Below are 18,749 nucleotides of genomic sequence, written 5' to 3'. Positions count from 1 at the left end.
GACCGCTACGATGTCGCAGCGCCACAACTGGTTCGAAGGCTGGCGGCTGCTTGCCGTGCTCACGCTGAGCCTGATCGCCTTGAGCTTCTGGATCGCCTCGATGCGCCAGTTCGAGGTCGAGGGCGTCCGCATGGTGATCCGCTTCACGGCGCGCAGCTCGCTGCTGCTGTTCTGTCTGGCCTTCAGCGCTGCAGCGGTGGCCCGACTCTGGCCCAACGCCTGGACGCGCTGGCAGCGGCGCAACCGCCGCTATCTCGGCCTGAGCTTTGCGGTCTCCCACGCCGTCCATGCGGTGGCGATCGTCGTCTTCGCCAGGATGGATCCAGCAGGCTTTGCGGAAGCCACTTCGCCGGCTTCCTACATCTTCGGCGGCATCGGCTATGCCATGATCATTGCCATGAGCGCGACCTCGTTCGATCGTGCTGCCGCACTGCTCGGACCGCGGGCCTGGCGCACGCTGCACCTCGTCGGCGGCTACTATCTCTGGGTCCAGTTCATGGTGTCGTTCGGCAAGCGCGTGCCGGCCATGCCGGCCTACGCCGCGTTCCTCATTCCGCTGCTCGTGGTCATGGCGCTGCGGATGATCGCAATGGCCCGCCACCCACGCGAGCAAGCCATCACGGCGAGCTGAGAGCGCGGCTAGCAAGAAGGCGTATCGGGTGTGCGTTCTTAAGATGAAGCGGCACGCGAACGTCGCAAATTGCGATTGATGACACCTTGAGAGTGCGGATGAAGAGCCGGGTCCTAGACTCTGAGGACACGGCACTTTTGCTGATCAGAACCTTTGAAAAAATCCTGAAAAACGACGCGAACTCAAGAATGTGGTTTAAGCGTCAGTTCTTCGCTCTGGGAAAGCACATCAAGGCGCGAAGAATTTGAATGAAGCAGCAATGCTTCGCGCGGGAAGGAAAGAGCGAGACCGCTGTTTGCGATCTCGCTCAGATTTAATCGCGAAGATTTAAGATTTGGTTTGGCAGGCGAAGCTTGTGCTTCATTCGTCATTCCGGGGCGCGCGTTAGCGCGAACCCGGAATCCAGAGGTTATAGGTCGAGATTCCGGGTTGCGCTTTCGCGAACCCGGAATGACGGCGCTGTCGTCAGTTCTTCGACTTGTCGACCAGCGCGCCCTTCTTGATCCAGGGCATCATGTCGCGGAGTTTTGCGCCGACTTCCTCGATCGGGTGCGCGGCGAGCTTGGCGCGGGTCGCCTTGAACGAGGTCTGGTTGACCTTGTTCTCCAGCATCCAGTCGCGGGCGAACTTGCCGCCCTGGATGTCGGCGAGAACGCGCTTCATCTCGGCCTTGGTCTCGGCGGTGACGATGCGCGGGCCGGTGACGTACTCGCCGTACTCCGCGGTGTTGGAGATCGAGTAGTTCATGTTGGCGATGCCGCCTTCATAGATCAGGTCGACGATCAGCTTCACTTCGTGCAGGCACTCGAAATAGGCCATCTCCGGCGCGTAGCCAGCTTCGACCAGAGTCTCGTAGCCGCCCTTGATCAGCTCGACCAGGCCGCCGCAGAGCACGACCTGCTCACCGAACAGGTCGGTCTCGCACTCTTCCTTGAAGGTGGTCTCGATGATGCCGGCGCGGCCACCGCCAACAGCGGAGGCGTAGGACAGGCCGAGATCATGGGCATTGCCCGAGACGTCCTTGGCGATCGCGATCAGGCAGGGCACGCCGCCGCCGCGCTGATATTCCGAGCGCACGGTGTGGCCGGGGCCCTTCGGCGCGATCATCAGCACGTCGAGATCGGCGCGCGGATCGAGCAGGTTGAAATGGACATTGAGGCCGTGCGCGAACACCAGGGCCGCGCCCTTCTTCATGTTGTCGTGCAGGTGCTCGCGATAGATGTCGCCCTGGAGCTCGTCAGGGGTCAGCATCATGACGAGGTCGGCCCATTTGGCGGCTTCGGCCACTTCCATCACCTTGAAGCCGGCGGCTTCGGCCTTCTTGACCGAGCTCGAGTCCTTGCGCAGCGCAATGGCGACGTCCTTGACGCCGGAGTCCTTCAGATTGAGCGCATGGGCGTGGCCCTGGCTGCCATAGCCGACGATGGCGACCTTCTTCCCCTTGATCAGGTTCAGGTCGGCGTCGCGATCGTAATAAACACGCATAGTCGTTTCCTCGTTGAGGGCCGGAAATCGGCCGATGGGTCAGGGTCCGAAGGGTGGAATTTGCGGATTTCGGGGGCTGTCTAGAGCATTTTCAGCCTTTAGGGAAACCCGTTTCTGCATGGAAATCCGCGACATCATGCATCCATGAAAACGGGGTAGAGGGAGGCGAGCAGCAGGAGCGCCATCAGGATATTGAAGGCGCGGACCAGCCGCTGCGAGGTCAGCACCGGCCTCAGTGCAGTGCCGAATAAAGCCCAGACCACGGTCGAGGCGGTGCCGACCAACAGGCTGATCAGGGTCTGGATCGCGATGTTGACCGGGAACTGGGCAATCGCCGCATAGGCGGTGATGGTGCCGATCACGATCACCCAGCCCTTGGCATTGATCCACTGAAACATGGCCGCGCCCCAGAACGACATCGGGCCGCGGCCGTCTGCCTCGCCCGGCTTGGCCGGACCGGACATGCCGATGATGGCGGCAAGATAGATCAGGTAGGCCGCACCGGCATATTTCAGGATGGTCTGGAGGATTGGATAGGCCAGAAAGACGGCGCCGAGCCCGAGGCCGACGGCACCGACCATGAAGGCGAAGCCAAGGACGATGCCCGCGATGTGAGGGATGGTGCGCCGGAAGCCGTAGGTCAGGCCCGAGGCCAGCAGCATGATGTTGTTCGGCCCGGGGGTGAAATACATCACCACCATGAAGGCGAGAAAGGCATAGAATAGCGAGTGGGTCATGCTCACCTCACGCGGTCTTCGGCAGGATTTGCGGACGCTTCGCCAGCACCATCACGGCGATACCGCCGATCACGGTGAGCATGCCGGCGAGGCGCAGTGGACCGAACCGTTCGCCGAACACGATGCTGGAGGCGGCTGAGCCGACGAACGGCACCAGCAGCGCGAATGGCACCACCTGCGCCGCCGGATAATCGCGCAAAAGGCGGCCCCACAGCCAATAGGCGATGCTGGTGGAAATGCCGCCGAGCATCAGCATGCAGAGCGCCGATCTCAGCGAGATATGCGTCAGCGACGTCAAGGTCGATGCCGACCCGTCGGCGATCAGCGCCAGCGCGAACAGCGGCACCGCGGCAGCGAGACACAGCCAGGCAAACAGATCGAACATCGGCACGCCGCGAGCGCCGCGCAGCAGCAGATTGCCGACGGCAAAACTGATCGGCGAGATCATCAGCACGGCGAATGCGGCAACGCTGAAATCATAGCCGACGGTGCCGCAGATCATCAGCAGGCCGATCGCAGCAATGACGATGCCCAGCGTCTGCATCGGCGTCGGCCGCTCGCCAAAGGCGAGCGCGGCAAAGCCGATCGTGAACAGCGCCTGGCTCTGCACCACGACGCTGGTCAGGCCCACCGGCACGCCGTGGGCGATGCCATAGGCCTGAGACAGGAACTGGCCGAGGAACAGCGTGAAGCTGATTGCGATGAGAAGTGACCAGGCGACCTTCGGCTTGCGGATGAACAGGCACGGCACCGCGGCGATCGCAAAGCGCAGCGCCGTCATCAGCTCCGGCGAAAGCTCGTCGAGCGCGATCCGGCTCGCCACGAAGGCGAGCCCCCAGATGATCGCCACCATGAGGGCGATGAGGATATCGGCCGGCTTCATTGTTGTTCTCGGTTCTGCCTCTGGTGCAGCCCTGCTTGTTCTTCTGTCTAGCCTTGCTCGCCGGCTTTGGGTTTGCGTAGAAGATAAGTGCCGTGCATCGGCGCGTGATAGTCGGCCGAGACCAGCGTGAAGCCGACGTCGGTCAGCATCCGCTCCATCACCCAGCCGAAGGTGGAATATTCGTCGCGCATATGCGTCACCACGCTTTCGCGCGAGAAGTCGTGGTTCTTGATCTGGTAGTCCGCCCACTGCTCGATGTCGCGCTCGACCGCGTCGGGCATCGACGCATAGACGATATCGCGCAGAAAGAAGCTCGCGCCGGGCTTGAGCGCGCGAAAGATCCGCGACATCGCCACGACCTTCCAGAAGTCGGGCAGATGATGCAGCGTGAACTCGCTCACGATGAGGTCATAGGACTCGGGCCGATAGGCGAAGCTGAGCAGGCCGGCGGACTGCGTGCGCACGGGCGCCTTGCGGTCGCGGGCGTAGATCTCGGCGAGCGCCAGCATCGCCGGCGAGATGTCGATGGCGTCGACATCGGCGCCCATCAGGGCGGCTTCGGTGGCGAGAACGCCGTTGCCGCAGCCGATGTCGGCGATGCGCCAGCCGCGCTGGACGCCAAGCATCTTCAGTGCGGCGCGCGCCCGCAGATCGGCATCATCGTGAGCATCGTAGATCGACGCCACTGCGGGCTCGATGCCCATACGGTTCCGCTCGTTGTAATACCAGTCGCGCGCCAGCATGGCTCACATCCCTTCAGGCCCGCGGCCGATCGCGGCAACACCGGTGCGCGACACCTCGACAAGACCGATCGGGCGCATCAGGTCGATAAACTGATTGATCTTGTCCGTATTGCCTGTGATCTCGAACACAAAGCTCTCGGTGGTGGCGTCGATCACGCGGGCACGGAACGCATCGGCCAGCCGCAATGCCTCGACGCGATGCTCGCCCTGACCTCGCACCTTCACCATCGCCAGCTCGCGCTCGATCGAGCGGCGGGTCTCGGTCATATCGACGACCTGGTAGACCGGGATCATGCGATCGAGCTGATGCTTGATCTGCGCGATCACCATCGGCGTGCCCGTGGTGACGATGGTGATGCGCGAGAGGTGCTTCTGGGCCTCGGTCTCCGAGACCGTCAGGCTCTCGATGTTGTAGCCGCGTCCGGAGAACAGGCCGATGACGCGCGCGAGCACGCCCGGCTCGTTCTGGACGAGCACCGCGAGCGTGTGCGTCTCATTGGGATCGTGGCGCTCTTCGATGAAGTAGGCGGATGCGGGCTGGTTCATTGTCGTCCCCCTTTATTCTTTCTCGTCATGCCCCGCGGAGGCGCGGTATGACGTAATCACCGACGTCGTGAGTCTCACGTCTGCCGCGGCGTACCGGATCGTCCGGTCGAGCCGGACGATGACAGTGGTGTACTTGGCTAGCGCTCGCGTCGTCATGCGACCACCCATTGCTTGAACAGATCGAAATCGATGTTGCCGCCGGACAGCACGAGACCGACGCGCTTGCCCTTCAGATTGCTCTTTTCCTGCAAAGCCGCGGCGAGTGCGGCCGCGCCGGCGCCTTCGGCAAGATTGTGCGTGTCCGTCCAGTAGGCGCGGATCGCGGCAGCGACCTCGTCATCAGTGACCTGCACAATGCGCGAGGCACCCTTGCGGATCAGCGCGAACGCGTCCGCGTCCGGAATCCGCGTCGCCATGCCGTCGGCCTGCGTGTTTGCTGTTTCTGTCGTCACGATCTTGCCGGCGGCAAACGACAACGCATAGGACGGTGCTTCCGTCGACTGCACGCCGACGATCTCGGTCTTCAGGCCGAGCAGATCGCGCGCCATGATACAGCCGCAGATGCCGGAGCCCTGCCCGATCGGCACGTAGAGAATGTCGAGATCAGGCGCAGAGCGGAACAGCTCCAGCGCGTAGGTCGCGACACCCAGCACCAGGTCCGGATGGAACGACGGCACCATGTGAAGGCCGGCGAACTGCGCGCGGCGCTCGGCTTCCTCGCGGGCGGCCTGAAAATCCTCGCCATGCTCGACGAGTTCGGCGCCAAAGGCCTTCATGGCACGGTTCTTTTCGACCGAGTTGCCGCGCGGCACGTAGATCACAGCCGGCACGCCGTGGCGGCTAGCAGCGAACGCCAGGCTCTGGCCGTGATTGCCACGGGTCGCCGAGATGATGCCGGGACCATTCGGCCGCTCGCGCTTCAGCCGTTCGAGATAGACCAGCCCGCCGCGCACCTTGAAGGCGCCGATCGGCGTATGGTTCTCGTGCTTGACCACGACCTGCGTGCCAAGCCGCTGGCTAAGCAGCGGCCAGGCATGCGCCGGCGTTGCCGGCACCGCCTGCCCCACGATCGCATGTGCGCGCTCGAGCTCCGTCAGGTCGAACATGGCCTCACACCAGCGCCTTGCCGCCGGCGAACGCCTTGGCGGTGGCCTCGTCGTTCGCCTGCTCGGGCAACAGCATCTCGTTGTGCGCCTTGCCGGAGGGGATCATCGGGAAGCAGTTTTCCAGCGCGGCGACACGACAGTCGAACAGCACGGGGCGCTTGACCGAGATCATCTCCTTGATGGCACCTTCGAGATCGGCGGGCTTGGTAACCTGGAGACCGACGCCACCATAGGCTTCCGCGAGCTTGACGAAATCAGGCAGCGCCTCCGAATAGGAATGCGACAGCCGGTTGCCGTGCAGCAACTGCTGCCACTGCCGCACCATGCCCATATATTGGTTGTTCAGGATGAAGATCTTGATCGGCAGCTCGTATTGAACCGCGGTCGACATCTCCTGCATCGTCATCTGCACCGAGGCATCGCCCGCGATGTCGATGACGAGGCTGTCCGGATGGGCGACCTGCACGCCGATCGCGGCCGGCAGGCCGTAGCCCATCGTGCCGAGACCGCCAGAGGTCATCCAGCGATGAGGCTCCTCGAAGCCGTAGAATTGCGCCGCCCACATCTGGTGCTGACCCACCTCGGTCGTGATGTAGGTGTCCTTGCCGCGCGTGGCCTCGAACAGGCTCTGGATCGCATGCTGGGGCAGGATGACGTCATTGCTCTTCTTGTAATAGAGCGAGTTGCGGGCACGCCATTGCGCGATCTGCTGCCACCAGCTCTTGACGTCGGGCTTCTTCGCCTCCGCCTTGAACACTTGCAGGATGTCGCCGAGAACGTTGCCGCAATCGCCGATAATCGGCACGTCGACGCGGATGTTCTTGTTGATCGAGGACGGGTCGATGTCGATGTGGATCTTCTTCGAGTTCGGCGAGAACGCATCGACGCGGCCGGTGATGCGGTCGTCGAAGCGCGCGCCGACGCACAGCATGACGTCGCAATCATGCATGGTCATGTTGGCCTCGTAGGTGCCGTGCATGCCGAGCATGCCCAGCCAGTTCTTGCCCGACGCCGGGTAGGCGCCGAGGCCCATCAGCGTCGAGGTGATCGGGAAGCCCGTGACCTCGACCAGCTCGCGCAGCAGCTTCGTCGCCTCGGGCCCGGAGTTGATCACGCCACCGCCGCTGTAGATCACAGGGCGCTTGGCGCCCGCGAGCAACGCCACAGCCTTGCGGATCTGCGTCGCATCACCCTTCACGCGTGGCGCGTAGGAGCGATGCACGTCGGATTTCCGCGGCGGATGATAGGTGCCGGTTGCGAACTGCACGTCCTTGGGAACGTCGACCAGCACCGGGCCTGGACGGCCCGTGGTCGCAACGTAGAAGGCCTCGTGCAGGACCTTGGCGAGATCGTTGACGTCGCGCACCAGCCAATTGTGCTTGGTGCAGGGCCGCGTGATGCCGACGGTGTCGCATTCCTGGAACGCATCGTTGCCGATCAGATGCGTCGGCACCTGACCGGAGATGCAGACTAGCGGGATCGAATCCATCAGCGCGTCGGTCAGCGGCGTCACCATGTTGGTGGCGCCGGGACCTGAGGTCACCAGCGCAACGCCGGGCTTGCCGGTCGAGCGCGCGTAGCCCTCGGCGGCGTGACCGGCGCCCTGCTCGTGGCGGACCAGGATGTGCTGGACCTGGCTCTGCTGGAAGATCTCGTCATAGATCGGAAGCACCGCGCCGCCGGGATAGCCGAAAATGTCGGTCACGCCGTGATCGATCAGTGCGCGGACGATCATCGCTGCGCCGGTCATCTGGTTCGGATCGTGGCTCTTGTCGCTCATTGGCTTGCTCCGGATGCGCTGTTGCCAGCGGCTTCGTTCGTGTCTGGTTCGGGAAATAAAAAAGGCCCCGAAGAGGGCCCATGCACACCGCCTGTCATGTGGGTGGCAGCTAGCCACCCCCGGCGGTGTGCCTGGGTACGACGGCGATAAGGAGTTTGGCAATAATGTTGCGCATGGTAGATGTTCGGCTTCCCAAAGGTTGCGCGAAACATAGCGACCAAAGCCTCGATGTCAAGGCAAAGCGGCCACTTCCGCGCGATTTTGGCAGTGTAACCGCGTTCCCGGGGTTCGGCGAGAGGTAAATTCGGGAAGCCGCGCACAAAAGCACGTCAACCGGGCTTCCCGGCCGCATCGGCGGCGGCTGACAGCCAGCCCCTCGCCTCCGCCGGCCTCACCCACTCGAATTCGGGCAATTGGTGCCTGAACCAGGTGAATTGCCGCTTGGCATAGTGGCGGGTATCGGCCCGGCCGATCGTCGCGGACTCCTCGAGGCTGAGCTCACCGCGCAGATGCCGGATCAGCGCCGGCACGCCATGGGCCTTCATGGCCGGCAGCAGCGGATCGAGGCCGCGGGCGGCAAGCTGCTCGACCTCGTTCAACGCGCCGGCCCTCAGCATGGCGTCGAAACGGGCGTCGATGCGGGCATAGAGCTCGTCACGCTCTGGGGCGAGAAACACTGCCCGAAAGCTGTCCTTGGGCAGCAGCGATGGCTGGGCCTCATGGTGCCAGTCGAGCAGTGAACGCCCAGTCGCCTCGACCACTTCGAGGGCGCGCGCGATGCGCGCGCGATCGCGGAGATTCAGTCGTTCCGCCGCGCGCGGATCGCAGCGCGCCAGTTCCGCATGCAGCGCCTCGACGCCGTTCCGCTCCAGCCGCGCGCGCACATCCTCGCGCACCTCGGCGGGGATCGGCGGCACCACCGAAAGGCCCGCCGTCAGCGCCTTGAAATACAGGCCTGTGCCGCCGACGAAGATCGGCAGGTGGCCCTCGGCCCGCACTTCGTCGAGCACCTTCGCGGCATCGCTCACCCAGGCGCCGGCCGAAAAATTCACGGCCGCATCGACGTGGCCGTAGAGGCGATGCGGCACCTGCGCTTCTTCGTCGAGCGTGGGACGCGCCGTGATGATACGGAGGTCACGATATACCTGCATGGAATCGGCATTAATCACGACTCCGCCTGCACGGCAGGCAAGCTCGAGCGCCAGCGCCGACTTGCCGCTGGCGGTCGGGCCTGCGATAAGCACGGCCTTGCCAACATGCTTTCTGCCGACTTGCCCCTCGTTCACGAAAACCTCAAATGTCCCTCGTCGCCACGCTGATCTGCAACCCCAACAATCCCGCGCTCGACTCTACCATCGTCGATGGCGCCCGCGCCGTGCTGCCCAGCGCAGCGCCCGCGCACTGGCTGTTCGACGGGGTTGCGGTCGACATTCCCTTCGGCGCTGACTGTAACCTCGAAGGCGACCGTCACGCCATCGAAGAGCGGCTGCGCGAGCTCCGCGGCGACCTGCCCATCGACATCGTGGTGCAGCCTGTTGGCTTCAGGCGCAAGAAGCTTTTTCTCGCCGACATGGATTCCACCATGATTGGCCAGGAATGCATCGACGAACTCGCCGATCTCGTCGGGATGAAGGCGCATGTCGCTGGCATCACCGAGCGCGCGATGCGCGGCGAAATCGAGTTCGAGCCGGCGCTGCGCGAGCGCGTCGCGCTGCTGAAGGACCTCCCCGCCAGCGTGGTCGATGAGGTGCTGGCCAAGCGCATCACGCTGACCCCGGGCGGCCGCGAATTGGTCGCGACCATGCGCGCGCATGGCGCCTATACCTGCCTCGTCTCCGGCGGCTTCACGCTGTTTACCAGCGCGGTCGCCGCCAGGATCGGCTTCCAGGAGAACCGCGCCAACGAACTCGTCGTGCGCGAGGGCAAATTCACCGGCGAGGTGAAGGAGCCGATTCTGGGTCGCGCGGCGAAGCTGGCGACGCTGGTGGATCTGATGGAATCGTTCGATCTCGACGACATCGACTCCGTCGTCGTCGGCGACGGCGCCAATGATCTGGCAATGATCCAGGCGGCGGGGCTGGGCGTGGCGTATCACGCCAAGCCGGCGGTGGCGGCTGCCGCCGCGGCACGGATCGACCACGGCGATCTCACTGCATTGCTCTATGCGCAGGGCTATCGGCGGGAGGAGTTTGTGGAGGCGTAGCTTCCGTTGCCCCATACTCCGCTGCCGTAGGGTGGGCAAAGGCGCCTTTGCGCCGTGCCCACCATCTTAGAAGTGGTGGGCACGCTTTCGCTTTGCCCACCCTACAGGATTTTCCGCGCCTACTGCACGCTCAGCGCCACGAAGCGCAATTCGCCGTCGCCGTTGGACACCAGCAGCAGCACGGACTTCTTGCCGTCCTTCTTGAGCTGGTCGATCCGCTTCTGGATGTCCTCGCCGCTCGAGACCGCTTCCTGTGCGACTTCGACGATGACGTCTCCCGCGGAGAGCCGCTTCTCGGCGGCATCCGAAGTGGCGTCGACATTGGTGACGACCACACCCTTGACGCTGTCCTTGATCTTGTAGCGCGCGCGCAGATCCTTGTTCAGCACGGCGAGATCGAGGCCGAGCGCCTTCTGCGTCACCAGCTTCTCCGGCGGCGGCTCGTCGGTCTTCACCGCGGCCTGCACCTTGTCGGGATCCTGCAGGCGGCCGAGCGTCACCTTCTTGGTCTGCTCCTCGCCCTTGCGGATCACGATGACGTCGACTTCCTTGCCGACCGCGGTGTCGGCGACGACGCGGGAGAGATCCTTCGGGTCCTTGACGTCCTTGCCGTCGAACTTGACGACGACGTCACCAGGCTCGATGCCGGCGGGCTTGGCCGGGCCCTTGTCGTCGACGCCGGCCACCAGCGCGCCGCGCGCCGGCTTGATGTTGAGGCTCTCGGCGATCTCGTCAGTGACGCTCTGGATGCGCACTCCCAGCCAGCCGCGACGCAGTTCGCCGAACTGGCGGAGCTGGTCGACCACGCCCGCAACCGTCTTTGACGGCACGGCAAAGCCGATGCCGATCGAGCCTCCGGAGGGCGAGATGATCAGCGTGTTGACGCCGATGACGTCGCCTTCGAGGTTGAACAGCGGACCACCGGAGTTGCCGCGATTGATGGCAGCGTCGGTCTGGATGTAGCTGTCATAGGGCCCGGAGGAGATGTCGCGGTTCTTGGCCGAGACGATGCCCGCCGTCACCGTGCCGCCGAGACTGAAGGGGTTGCCGATTGCGACCACCCAGTCACCCAGGCGCAGCTTGTCGGAGTCGCCGAACTTCACTGCAATCAGCGGCTTCGGCGGCTTGAACTTCAGGACAGCGAGGTCGGTCTTCTTGTCGACGCCAACCAGCTCGGCCTTGATCTTGGTGCCGTCGTTGAGAATGACGTTGATCTCGTCGGCATCGGCGATGACGTGATTGTTGGTGACGACGACACCTGAGGTGTCGATGATGAAGCCGGACCCGAGCGAGTTGGTCTTGCGCGGCGGGCTATTGTCGCCGCCCTTGCTGCCGCCACCCGGGCCTTTGCGGTTCTTGAAGAAGTCGTCGAAGAACTCCTCGAAGGGCGAGCCGGGCGGCAGTTGCGGCATGGTGTTGCTGCCGCCGCCTTTGGCCTCGACAGTCTGCGAGGTCGAGATGTTGACGACCGCGTCGATCACCTTCTCGGCGACGTCGGCGATGCCCTCCGGTCCGCGTGCATAGGCTGGCGAACCGAATGCGCTGACAGCGCCGATGGCGAGCGCAGCCAACCCAAATCGCAAGCGGGTCGGGACAATGGTGGCAGCGGTCATTGTGATCTCCAGAGAAAAGGATTCGGCGCCAAGACTGCGCTCGAACATGGGCACGGCGCAAGCACGGAGCTTAACGGGCCTCAAGACCCGGATAATACGGCGAAAACCCGCCGCTCGCCTTCACTTTGGCGTTGGCGCTGCGGCTAGATCGGGCGTCGCATGACCCAGATCAGGATCAAACCGGCCACGGCCGAGCCGATCCCCACCGCCCGCAGGATATTGTCCGGCGTGGCGATGGCGCTCTTCATGGCCTTGCGCATCCAGTTCGGACTTGCCGCGAACATCAAGCCTTCCAGCACAAACAGGATGCCTAAGCCGATGAGGAAGTCGGCGAACGCAATGGACCTCATCGGATTGGAACCTCCCGTGGTGCTGTTTTTGTCTGGACGAAGGGCGGCCAAACTTGCCGCCCTTGTCTAACTTACGGTTTCGCCGGCGTCTCGGTCGACGTCTTGCCTGAGGGGTTACCAAAATACCGGAAGAAATCCGAGTCCGGCCGCAGCAAATAGCGGGTGTCGTCCTTCTTCAGCCCGTTCTCATAGGCCGTCATCGACCGGTAGAACGCGAAGAAGTCAGGATCCTTGCCATAGGCTTCGGCGAACAGGCGATTGCGCTCGGCGTCGCCGACGCCGCGGGTCTGCTCGGCCTGCGAGTTGGCCTCGGCGACGATCACGGTTGCCTCGCGATCCGCCTTGGAACGGATTTCCTGCGCCTTCTGGCCGCCCTGCGCGCGGAACTCCGCCGCTTCACGCTGACGTTCGGTCTGCATGCGCTGATAGACCGCCTGACTGTTCTGCTCCGGCAGATCGGCGCGGCGGATCCGGACGTCGACGACCTCGATGCCGTATCCGTCGGCCTCGTGGTCAAGCTGCTCGCGGATGCGGCCCATCAGCTTCTCGCGCTCATCACGGACCACGGTGATGAAGGTGACTTCGCCGAGCACGCGACGGAGCGCCGCGTTCAGGAGCGATGTGAGCTGGAGATTCGCCGCCTGGATCGAGCCGACGCTCTGATAGAAGCGCAGCGCGTCCTTGATGCGGTAGCGCGCGAAGGCGTCGACCACGAGCCGCTTCTGGTCGGACGCGATGACCTCCTGCGAGGGATTCTCGAGGTCGAGAATCCGCTTGTCGATGTTGATCACGGAGTTCCAGGGCGCCTTGAAGTGCAGCCCGGGGTCGGTGACGACGTCCACCGGCTTGCCGAATTGCAGCACGATGGTCTGCTCGGTCTGCTGCACCGTGAACAGCGACATATAGCCGACGATAACGACCAGAAGCGCCGCAAGCAGCGCGACGATGCCTGTAACCGGAGACCTCATCGGGTGCCTCCGCCCGGTTGCTGGCCCAGCGTCGTAGGCTTCTTGGCAGACAATTCATTGAGGGGCAGATAAGGCACCACGCCTTGGCCCGATGAGCCACCGTCATAAATCAGCTTGTCCGAGCCGCCGAGCACGCGCTCCATCGTCTCCAGATAGATCCGTTCACGCGTCACGTCGGGCGCCTTCTTGTATTCCTCGTACACTTTCAGGAAGCGTGCGCTCTGGCCCTTGGCCTCGGCGACCGCCTGCTCCTTGTAGCCTTCGGCAGCTTGCAGAATCCGCGCCGCGTTTCCGCGCGCTTCCGGCACGATCTTGTTGGCATAAGTCTGCGCTTCGTTTTGCAGTTGCTCCAGATTGGCGCGCGCTGCCTGCACGTCGCGGAAGGCGTCGATCACCTGTGCCGGCGGATCGACCTTCTGCATCTGCACTTGCGTGATCTGGATGCCGGCGCCGTAGCCGTCGAGCGTCTTCTGCATCAGGTCCTGCACCGTGGTCTCGGTCTGCGTCCGCGCGCCGGTCAGGATCGGCTGGATGTTGGAGCGGCCGATCACCTCGCGCATTGCGCTCTCGGCCACCGCCTTCACGGTGCCTTCGGGGTTCTGGATGTTGAACAGGAAATTGCCGACGCCGTTGGGCTTGATACGCCACAGCACGGTGAAGTCGACGTCGACGATGTTCTCGTCGCCGGTCAGCATCAGGCTCTCTTCCGGCACGTCACGGATCGAGCGGCCGCGGCGGGCCGGATCGTCGATCAGCGTCATGCCGATGGAAATCGTGGAAACGCGCAGCGCTTTCGGCAGCAGCACTGTCTCGATCGGATAAGGCAGATGATAATTCAGACCCGGATCGACGGTGCGCACATGCTTGCCGAAACGGAGCACGACACCCTGCTCTTCGGACTGCACCCGGAAGAAGCCCGACAACAGCCAGAGCGCGACGATGATGAGCAGGATCAGCGTGATGCCGACACCGGAGAAATAGCCGCCCGGCATGATCTGCTGCAGCCGGTCCTGGCCACGCCGCAGAAGGTCTTCCAGATCCGGCGGCCTCGGCCCGACCGGTTGCGGGCCTGTGCCCCATGGTCCTTTCGGACCCGAGCCCCACGGGCCACCGCCCTGATTCTTCCACGGCATTCGACGTTCTCCTCGGCAGGCCGGGACTAGAACTAAAGCCGGCCCGCATTGTCCGGTCCGGCTTTATAGGGGACCGAAAGGGCCCTTACAACGCAAGCCTGACCGTCTCACGAGCTATGCTCGGGGGCGGAAAAGTCAATGTAAACATTGGCGAATGCAGTTAATGGGAGGGCCGCCGACGATATGTCACATAGGAGAAGTCGGCGCTGTCGTCCGGGCCGGCGGGATGGCGGACGCGCTCGGTCTCCTCCCACTTCGCCTTGTCGATGTCGAAATGCGTGTCGCCATCGGGCCGCGCATGCACTTCGGTGATCTCGAGGCGGTCGGCGCGGTGGAGCCATTGCCGATAGATTTCCGCACCGCCGATCACGGCGATTTCAGCGACCGAACGCCGCAGGGCATCGCCAAGGGCAACCGCGCCGGCGTCCTCCGCCGAGGTCGTGACGATGGCGCCGGCGGCGCGATAGGCCGCATCGCGCGTGACGACGATGTTGGTGCGGTTCGGCAGCGGCCGGCGCGGCAAGGATTCGAAGGTCTTGCGGCCCATGATCACGGGCTTGCCGATGGTGAGCGCCTTGAAGCGCGCCATGTCGGATTTCAAACGCCACGGGATCGCATTGCTTGCACCGATGATTCCGTTCTCCGCGATCGCAACGACGAACACGATCTCCATCAGGACGCGCTCCCCGCAAGGCGCGTCAGCGCAGGGCCGGAAACGCGGCACAACGTCCAGTCGTCGAGCATGACGGCACCGAGCGATTTGTAGAACGCGATCGACGGCGCGTTCCAGTCGAGCACCGCCCATTGCAGGCGCGACCAGCCGTGATCGACGCATTCCTGCGCCAGATAGATCAGCAGCGCCTTGCCGAGACCTTTGCCCCGATGCGAAGGCCGCACATACAAATCTTCGAGATAGATGCCGTGGCGGCCGCTGAAGCTCGAGAAATTCAGGAACCACACGGCAAAGCCGACAGGTTCGCCGCTCCACTCCGCAATCGCACAAAACAGCCTTGGATCGTGACCGAACAAGGCGTCCGCAATGTCAGCCTCGGTCGCCTCGACTTCATGCGAGAGCTTTTCGTACTCGGCAAGCTCGCGGACGAAATCCAGGACGAGCCCGGCTTCGCCGGGACGCGCGCGGCGGATGTTCAGCGACATCGACGCTAGACCGCGACTTCCGCCTTGATATGCGGATGCGGATCATAGCCGACGAGCTCGAAATCCTCGTAGCGGAAGGAGAAGATGTCCTTCACGTCGGGATTGATCCTCATCACCGGCAGCGCACGCGGCGCGCGCGTGAGCTGGAGCCGCGCCTGCTCCAGATGGTTCGAATAGAGATGCGTGTCGCCGAACGAGTGCACGAAATCGCCGGGCTTCAGCCCCGTGACCTGCGCCACCATCATGGTGAGCAGCGCATAGGAGGCGATGTTGAAGGGCACGCCGAGAAACACGTCGGCCGAACGCTGATAGAGCTGGCACGACAGTTTTCCATTGGCGACGTAGAACTGGAACAGGCAGTGGCACGGCGGCAGCGCCATCTTGTCGACCTCGGCCGGATTCCAGGCCGAGACGATCAGGCGGCGCGAGTCCGGATTGCGCTTGATCATGTCGACGACGTTGGCGATCTGGTCGATGCTGCGTCCATCAGGCGCGGGCCAGGAGCGCCATTGATGCCCGTAGACCGGGCCGAGATCGCCATTGGCGTCCGCCCATTCGTCCCAGATGGTGACGCCGTTGTCCCTGAGATATCTGATGTTGGTGTCGCCCTTCAGGAACCACAGCAGCTCATGCACGATCGCCTTCAGCGGCAGCCGCTTGGTCGTCAGCATCGGGAAGCCGGCGGACAGATTGAAGCGCATCTGATGGCCGAACACCGACAGCGTGCCGGTACCGGTCCGATCCGTCTTCTCGGCGCCGTCTGAAAGAATCCGCTCGAGCAGGTCCTGATACTGGTGCATGTGCGATTTAGCCTTTGGGGAAGCGGCGAACTTATCGGCCGCTCCGGCGCTGCGACAGCGGCGATTCGCCGTCCACCGAGATTATACCCGGAAAAATGAGTGTTCCCGGTCGAAACGACAAGGGCGGAACTCACCTTCCGCCCCTCCTCTATCGGCTTGATCCTTCTCACAAAAGGCCGGATCGAGAACCCGCGCCCCGTTTTCGCGCCCCTGCCGGAGACGCCGACGCGAGTGCACCTCCATCAATTCTCGGATTCGGTGAACACCTCGTCGCGCTTGGCGCGCAGCATGGGCAGCAGCGTCAGCACCAGCAGGAAGGCGGCGATCGCGAGCAGCACCGCCGAGAGCGGACGCGTCAGGAACACGCTCCAGTCACCACGCGAGATCAGCAATGCGCGGCGAAGGTTCTCTTCCATCAGCGGTCCGAGCACCATGCCGAGCAGCAGCGGTGCCGGCTCGAAATCATGCTTGATCAGCCAGTAGCCAACCAGGCCAAACACACCTGCGAGGATGACATCGACCGGCGCGTTGTTCACCGAGTAGATGCCGATCGCGCAGAAGATCACGATGGAGGGGAACATCAGCCGGTAAGGCACGCGCAACAGGCGCACCCAGATGCCGACCAGCGGCAGGTTGATGATGATCAGCATCAGATTGCCGATCCACATCGAGGCGATCATGCCCCAGACGAGGTCCGGCTGTTTCTGCATCACCTGCGGGCCCGGCACGATGCCGTGAATGGTCATCGCCCCCACCATCAGCGCCATCACCGCATTCGGCGGGATGCCGAGCGTGAGCAGCGGGATGAAGGAAGTCTGGGCAGCCGCGTTGTTGGCGCTTTCCGGCGCCGCCACGCCCTCGATCGCGCCGCGGCCGAACCGCGACGGGTTCCTGGCGAGCTTTTTCTCGAGCGTATAGGCGGCAAACGACGCAATCACCGCACCGCCGCCCGGCAAAATGCCAAGGATCGAGCCGAGCATGGTGCCGCGCAGGATCGCGGGCGTCGAGTCGATCAGGTCCTTTCTGGTCGGCATCAGGCCGGTGATCTTCTGCTGCACCAGATCGCGATTCATCTCGGCGCCATGGTCGAGATTGCGGATGATCTCGGCAAAGCCGAACACGCCCATCGCCACCGTCGCAAAGCCGAGCCCGTCGGCAAGCTCCGGAATGTTGAAGGCCATGCGCGAGGCCCCGGTCTCGATGTCGGAGCCGACCATCGACAGCAAGAGCCCGAACACGATCATCGCGATCGCCTTCAGCACCGAGCCCTTGGCGAGCACGACGGCGAAGATCAGGCCAAGCACCATCAGCGAGAAATACTCCGCCGGCCCGAACGCCAGCGCGAGCTTTGTGAGCGGCGCGCCAAGCACGGCGATGAGCACGGTCGCAACGCAGCCGGCGAAGAACGAGCCGATCGCGGCGATCGCCAGCGCCGGACCGGCGCGGCCCTGCTTGGCCATGGCGTGGCCGTCGATGGCGGTGACGACCGATGTCGCTTCGCCTGGAATGTTGACCAGGATCGAGGTGGTCGAGCCGCCATACTGGGCGCCGTAATAGATGCCGGCGAGCATGATCAGCGCGCCGACCGGCGGCAATCCGAAGGTGATCGGCAGCAGCATCGCCACGGTCGCGATGGTGCCGATGCCCGGCAGCACGCCGACCAGCGTGCCGACGAGCGCGCCGATCAGGCACATCAGAAGGTTGATTGGAGAGAAGGCGACGACGAAACCGTGAGCGAGGTTGGCAAAAAGCTCCATGACAGCCTCACTGAACCAGGAAACGCGGGAACATCGGCATCGGCAGGCCGAGCACGTAAGGGAAGAGCAGCGCGCAGCCGGCTGTCAGGCAGGCGCCGACGATGGCGGCCTCGGCCCATCGTGTTTCATGCGATCCCAGTGCGGCGATCATGAAGCTCATGAATGCCGAGACCACGAGGCCGAGCGGCCGGATCGCCAGGGCAAAGAACAGGATCGCGCACATCACGAACAGCGGCCCGCGCCAGGAATAATGTGCCAGCGCCGGTCCCTCGTTCAAAAGACCCGTCAGGGCGATCGCGGCAGACAGAGCCACCAGCAATCCGCCGAACATCCGCGGCGCGGTGCCCGCACCGAAGGAGAAGCCGCGCATGCCCTGCAAATCGCTCGAGGCCCACAGTGCGAACAGCGCCAGCGCCATCAGGATGACGCCGCCGATATAGTCCTGCGCCGACTTGATCGTCATGAACAGGGTGACGAATGCCACTGCGAACAACGGATAGGAATAGATCAGCGCCAGCAAGACATCCGATGACGCCTTCTTGGTCTCACCGCCGATCGCGCCAAGCAGCGCAGCGGGCGCGCCGGCGACGAGCGCCGTCGTGTGGCTGATCAGGACCGTGGCCGGACCGCGTCCAGCGCCCCAGCCGAAGATCGTCCCGATCGACCAGATCAATTCGAAAATCTGGGGTGCGAGCGCCAGCAGGCAGAAGCCGAGCGCCACCGAGGTGTTTCGGGTGGCTGTTGCCGAGTGGCCCATTGTGTCGGCCATGCATGTCTCCTCCGCGACCCGTAAGTCACGAGCACTGTTGTTCTAATCGGCTGGAAATGGATCCCCGCCCCGGATCATTGCCTAGCG

General features: G+C 63.8%; 20 protein-coding genes. 2 read left to right on the top strand and 18 right to left on the bottom strand.

The window, feature by feature from the left end; all coding sequences use genetic code 11:
* The first annotated feature begins 10 nt into the window (after positions 1 to 10).
* Positions 11 to 631, top strand: a complete 621-nt coding sequence (locus XH80_RS35510; protein WP_271602620.1) for a hypothetical protein — start codon at positions 11 to 13, stop codon at positions 629 to 631.
* A 182-nt stretch (positions 632 to 813) separates the two neighbouring features.
* Here XH80_RS35510 and XH80_RS35505 read toward each other — a convergent pair whose 3' ends face one another.
* The 9 genes from XH80_RS35505 to miaA form a co-directional block, all read right to left on the bottom strand.
* Positions 814 to 1,002 carry a hypothetical protein gene (locus XH80_RS35505; RefSeq protein ID WP_271602619.1) on the bottom strand — a complete coding sequence of 63 codons (189 nt, stop codon included), beginning with the start codon at positions 1,000 to 1,002 and terminating at the stop codon, positions 814 to 816.
* A 94-nt stretch (positions 1,003 to 1,096) separates the two neighbouring features.
* Entirely contained in the window at positions 1,097 to 2,116 is a 1,020-nt protein-coding gene (gene ilvC, locus XH80_RS35500) for a ketol-acid reductoisomerase (RefSeq protein WP_057747255.1), read from the bottom strand.
* Between the two features lie 134 nt (positions 2,117 to 2,250).
* On the bottom strand, positions 2,251 to 2,853 hold the full coding sequence (locus XH80_RS35495) for a LysE family translocator (RefSeq protein ID WP_271602618.1): 603 nt from the start codon (positions 2,851 to 2,853) through the stop codon (positions 2,251 to 2,253).
* Between the two features lie 7 nt (positions 2,854 to 2,860).
* Positions 2,861 to 3,736 (bottom strand): EamA family transporter, encoded by an 876-nt coding sequence (locus XH80_RS35490; RefSeq protein ID WP_271602617.1) that lies wholly within the window; start codon positions 3,734 to 3,736, stop codon positions 2,861 to 2,863.
* Positions 3,737 to 3,783: 47 nt separating this feature from the next.
* Positions 3,784 to 4,479: a class I SAM-dependent methyltransferase gene (locus tag XH80_RS35485; protein ID WP_271602616.1), complete on the bottom strand. Its 696-nt coding sequence runs from the start codon at positions 4,477 to 4,479 to the stop codon at positions 3,784 to 3,786.
* A 3-nt stretch (positions 4,480 to 4,482) separates the two neighbouring features.
* Positions 4,483 to 5,025 carry an acetolactate synthase small subunit gene (ilvN, locus tag XH80_RS35480; protein ID WP_271602615.1) on the bottom strand — a complete coding sequence of 181 codons (543 nt, stop codon included), beginning with the start codon at positions 5,023 to 5,025 and terminating at the stop codon, positions 4,483 to 4,485.
* Between the two features lie 152 nt (positions 5,026 to 5,177).
* Complete coding sequence (locus tag XH80_RS35475) at positions 5,178 to 6,131, bottom strand: threonine dehydratase (protein ID WP_271602614.1); 954 nt, start codon at positions 6,129 to 6,131, stop codon at positions 5,178 to 5,180.
* A gap of 4 nt (positions 6,132 to 6,135) precedes the next feature.
* The gene (locus XH80_RS35470; RefSeq protein WP_271602613.1) at positions 6,136 to 7,911 is read right to left on the bottom strand and encodes an acetolactate synthase 3 large subunit; all 1,776 of its coding nucleotides are present in this window, start codon (positions 7,909 to 7,911) and stop codon (positions 6,136 to 6,138) included.
* Between the two features lie 329 nt (positions 7,912 to 8,240).
* The gene (gene miaA / locus XH80_RS35465) at positions 8,241 to 9,197 is read right to left on the bottom strand and encodes a tRNA (adenosine(37)-N6)-dimethylallyltransferase MiaA (RefSeq protein ID WP_271602612.1); all 957 of its coding nucleotides are present in this window, start codon (positions 9,195 to 9,197) and stop codon (positions 8,241 to 8,243) included.
* A gap of 11 nt (positions 9,198 to 9,208) precedes the next feature.
* On the opposite strand from miaA, the gene serB reads away from it, so the two are divergent.
* A complete protein-coding gene (gene serB / locus XH80_RS35460; protein ID WP_271602611.1) occupies positions 9,209 to 10,114 on the top strand; it encodes a phosphoserine phosphatase SerB in 906 nt (301 codons plus the stop codon).
* A gap of 119 nt (positions 10,115 to 10,233) precedes the next feature.
* Here serB and XH80_RS35455 read toward each other — a convergent pair whose 3' ends face one another.
* From XH80_RS35455 to XH80_RS35415, 9 genes are all read right to left on the bottom strand, one after another.
* Positions 10,234 to 11,727, bottom strand: coding sequence for a Do family serine endopeptidase (locus XH80_RS35455; protein WP_271602610.1), 1,494 nt, complete (start codon positions 11,725 to 11,727; stop codon positions 10,234 to 10,236).
* Between the two features lie 143 nt (positions 11,728 to 11,870).
* Entirely contained in the window at positions 11,871 to 12,077 is a 207-nt protein-coding gene (locus tag XH80_RS35450) for a DUF2065 domain-containing protein (protein ID WP_057747247.1), read from the bottom strand.
* Between the two features lie 71 nt (positions 12,078 to 12,148).
* Positions 12,149 to 13,045, bottom strand: coding sequence for a protease modulator HflC (hflC, locus tag XH80_RS35445; protein ID WP_057747246.1), 897 nt, complete (start codon positions 13,043 to 13,045; stop codon positions 12,149 to 12,151).
* A complete protein-coding gene (hflK, locus tag XH80_RS35440) occupies positions 13,042 to 14,178 on the bottom strand; it encodes an FtsH protease activity modulator HflK (RefSeq protein WP_057747245.1) in 1,137 nt (378 codons plus the stop codon). Before hflK ends, hflC begins: the two co-directional genes overlap by 4 nt.
* A gap of 160 nt (positions 14,179 to 14,338) precedes the next feature.
* On the bottom strand, positions 14,339 to 14,851 hold the full coding sequence (locus tag XH80_RS35435) for a dihydrofolate reductase (RefSeq protein WP_271602609.1): 513 nt from the start codon (positions 14,849 to 14,851) through the stop codon (positions 14,339 to 14,341).
* A complete protein-coding gene (locus XH80_RS35430) occupies positions 14,851 to 15,336 on the bottom strand; it encodes a GNAT family N-acetyltransferase (RefSeq protein ID WP_271602608.1) in 486 nt (161 codons plus the stop codon). The genes XH80_RS35435 and XH80_RS35430 overlap by 1 nt, the downstream gene beginning before the upstream one ends.
* Positions 15,337 to 15,341: 5 nt before the next feature.
* On the bottom strand, positions 15,342 to 16,136 hold the full coding sequence (locus XH80_RS35425; RefSeq protein WP_220006870.1) for a thymidylate synthase: 795 nt from the start codon (positions 16,134 to 16,136) through the stop codon (positions 15,342 to 15,344).
* A 242-nt stretch (positions 16,137 to 16,378) separates the two neighbouring features.
* Positions 16,379 to 17,893 carry a tripartite tricarboxylate transporter permease gene (locus XH80_RS35420; RefSeq protein WP_271602607.1) on the bottom strand — a complete coding sequence of 505 codons (1,515 nt, stop codon included), beginning with the start codon at positions 17,891 to 17,893 and terminating at the stop codon, positions 16,379 to 16,381.
* Between the two features lie 7 nt (positions 17,894 to 17,900).
* Positions 17,901 to 18,662: a tripartite tricarboxylate transporter TctB family protein gene (locus tag XH80_RS35415; protein WP_271602606.1), complete on the bottom strand. Its 762-nt coding sequence runs from the start codon at positions 18,660 to 18,662 to the stop codon at positions 17,901 to 17,903.
* Positions 18,663 to 18,749 lie beyond the last annotated feature (87 nt).

The sequence above is a fragment of the Bradyrhizobium sp. CCBAU 45384 genome (genome assembly GCF_028128665.1).
Lineage (GTDB): Bacteria > Pseudomonadota > Alphaproteobacteria > Rhizobiales > Xanthobacteraceae > Bradyrhizobium > Bradyrhizobium manausense.
This window is presented reverse-complemented; position numbering and strand designations above follow the sequence as displayed.

What these genes read in the sequence shown, in the direction of transcription:
- XH80_RS35510 (WP_271602620.1), top strand. Translation starts at nt 11, where the DNA reads ATGTCGCAGCGCCACAACTGGTTCGAAGGCTGGCGGCTGCTTGCCGTG.
- XH80_RS35505 (WP_271602619.1), bottom strand. Translation starts at nt 1,002, where the DNA reads ATGACGAATGAAGCACAAGCTTCGCCTGCCAAACCAAATCTTAAATCT.
- ilvC (WP_057747255.1), bottom strand. Translation starts at nt 2,116, where the DNA reads ATGCGTGTTTATTACGATCGCGACGCCGACCTGAACCTGATCAAGGGG.
- XH80_RS35495 (WP_271602618.1), bottom strand. Translation starts at nt 2,853, where the DNA reads ATGACCCACTCGCTATTCTATGCCTTTCTCGCCTTCATGGTGGTGATG.
- XH80_RS35490 (WP_271602617.1), bottom strand. Translation starts at nt 3,736, where the DNA reads ATGAAGCCGGCCGATATCCTCATCGCCCTCATGGTGGCGATCATCTGG.
- XH80_RS35485 (WP_271602616.1), bottom strand. Translation starts at nt 4,479, where the DNA reads ATGCTGGCGCGCGACTGGTATTACAACGAGCGGAACCGTATGGGCATC.
- ilvN (WP_271602615.1), bottom strand. Translation starts at nt 5,025, where the DNA reads ATGAACCAGCCCGCATCCGCCTACTTCATCGAAGAGCGCCACGATCCC.
- XH80_RS35475 (WP_271602614.1), bottom strand. Translation starts at nt 6,131, where the DNA reads ATGTTCGACCTGACGGAGCTCGAGCGCGCACATGCGATCGTGGGGCAG.
- XH80_RS35470 (WP_271602613.1), bottom strand. Translation starts at nt 7,911, where the DNA reads ATGAGCGACAAGAGCCACGATCCGAACCAGATGACCGGCGCAGCGATG.
- serB (WP_271602611.1), top strand. Translation starts at nt 9,209, where the DNA reads ATGTCCCTCGTCGCCACGCTGATCTGCAACCCCAACAATCCCGCGCTC.
- XH80_RS35455 (WP_271602610.1), bottom strand. Translation starts at nt 11,727, where the DNA reads ATGACCGCTGCCACCATTGTCCCGACCCGCTTGCGATTTGGGTTGGCT.
- XH80_RS35450 (WP_057747247.1), bottom strand. Translation starts at nt 12,077, where the DNA reads ATGAGGTCCATTGCGTTCGCCGACTTCCTCATCGGCTTAGGCATCCTG.
- hflC (WP_057747246.1), bottom strand. Translation starts at nt 13,045, where the DNA reads ATGAGGTCTCCGGTTACAGGCATCGTCGCGCTGCTTGCGGCGCTTCTG.
- hflK (WP_057747245.1), bottom strand. Translation starts at nt 14,178, where the DNA reads ATGCCGTGGAAGAATCAGGGCGGTGGCCCGTGGGGCTCGGGTCCGAAA.
- XH80_RS35435 (WP_271602609.1), bottom strand. Translation starts at nt 14,851, where the DNA reads ATGGAGATCGTGTTCGTCGTTGCGATCGCGGAGAACGGAATCATCGGT.
- XH80_RS35430 (WP_271602608.1), bottom strand. Translation starts at nt 15,336, where the DNA reads ATGTCGCTGAACATCCGCCGCGCGCGTCCCGGCGAAGCCGGGCTCGTC.
- XH80_RS35425 (WP_220006870.1), bottom strand. Translation starts at nt 16,136, where the DNA reads ATGCACCAGTATCAGGACCTGCTCGAGCGGATTCTTTCAGACGGCGCC.
- XH80_RS35420 (WP_271602607.1), bottom strand. Translation starts at nt 17,893, where the DNA reads ATGGAGCTTTTTGCCAACCTCGCTCACGGTTTCGTCGTCGCCTTCTCT.
- XH80_RS35415 (WP_271602606.1), bottom strand. Translation starts at nt 18,662, where the DNA reads ATGGCCGACACAATGGGCCACTCGGCAACAGCCACCCGAAACACCTCG.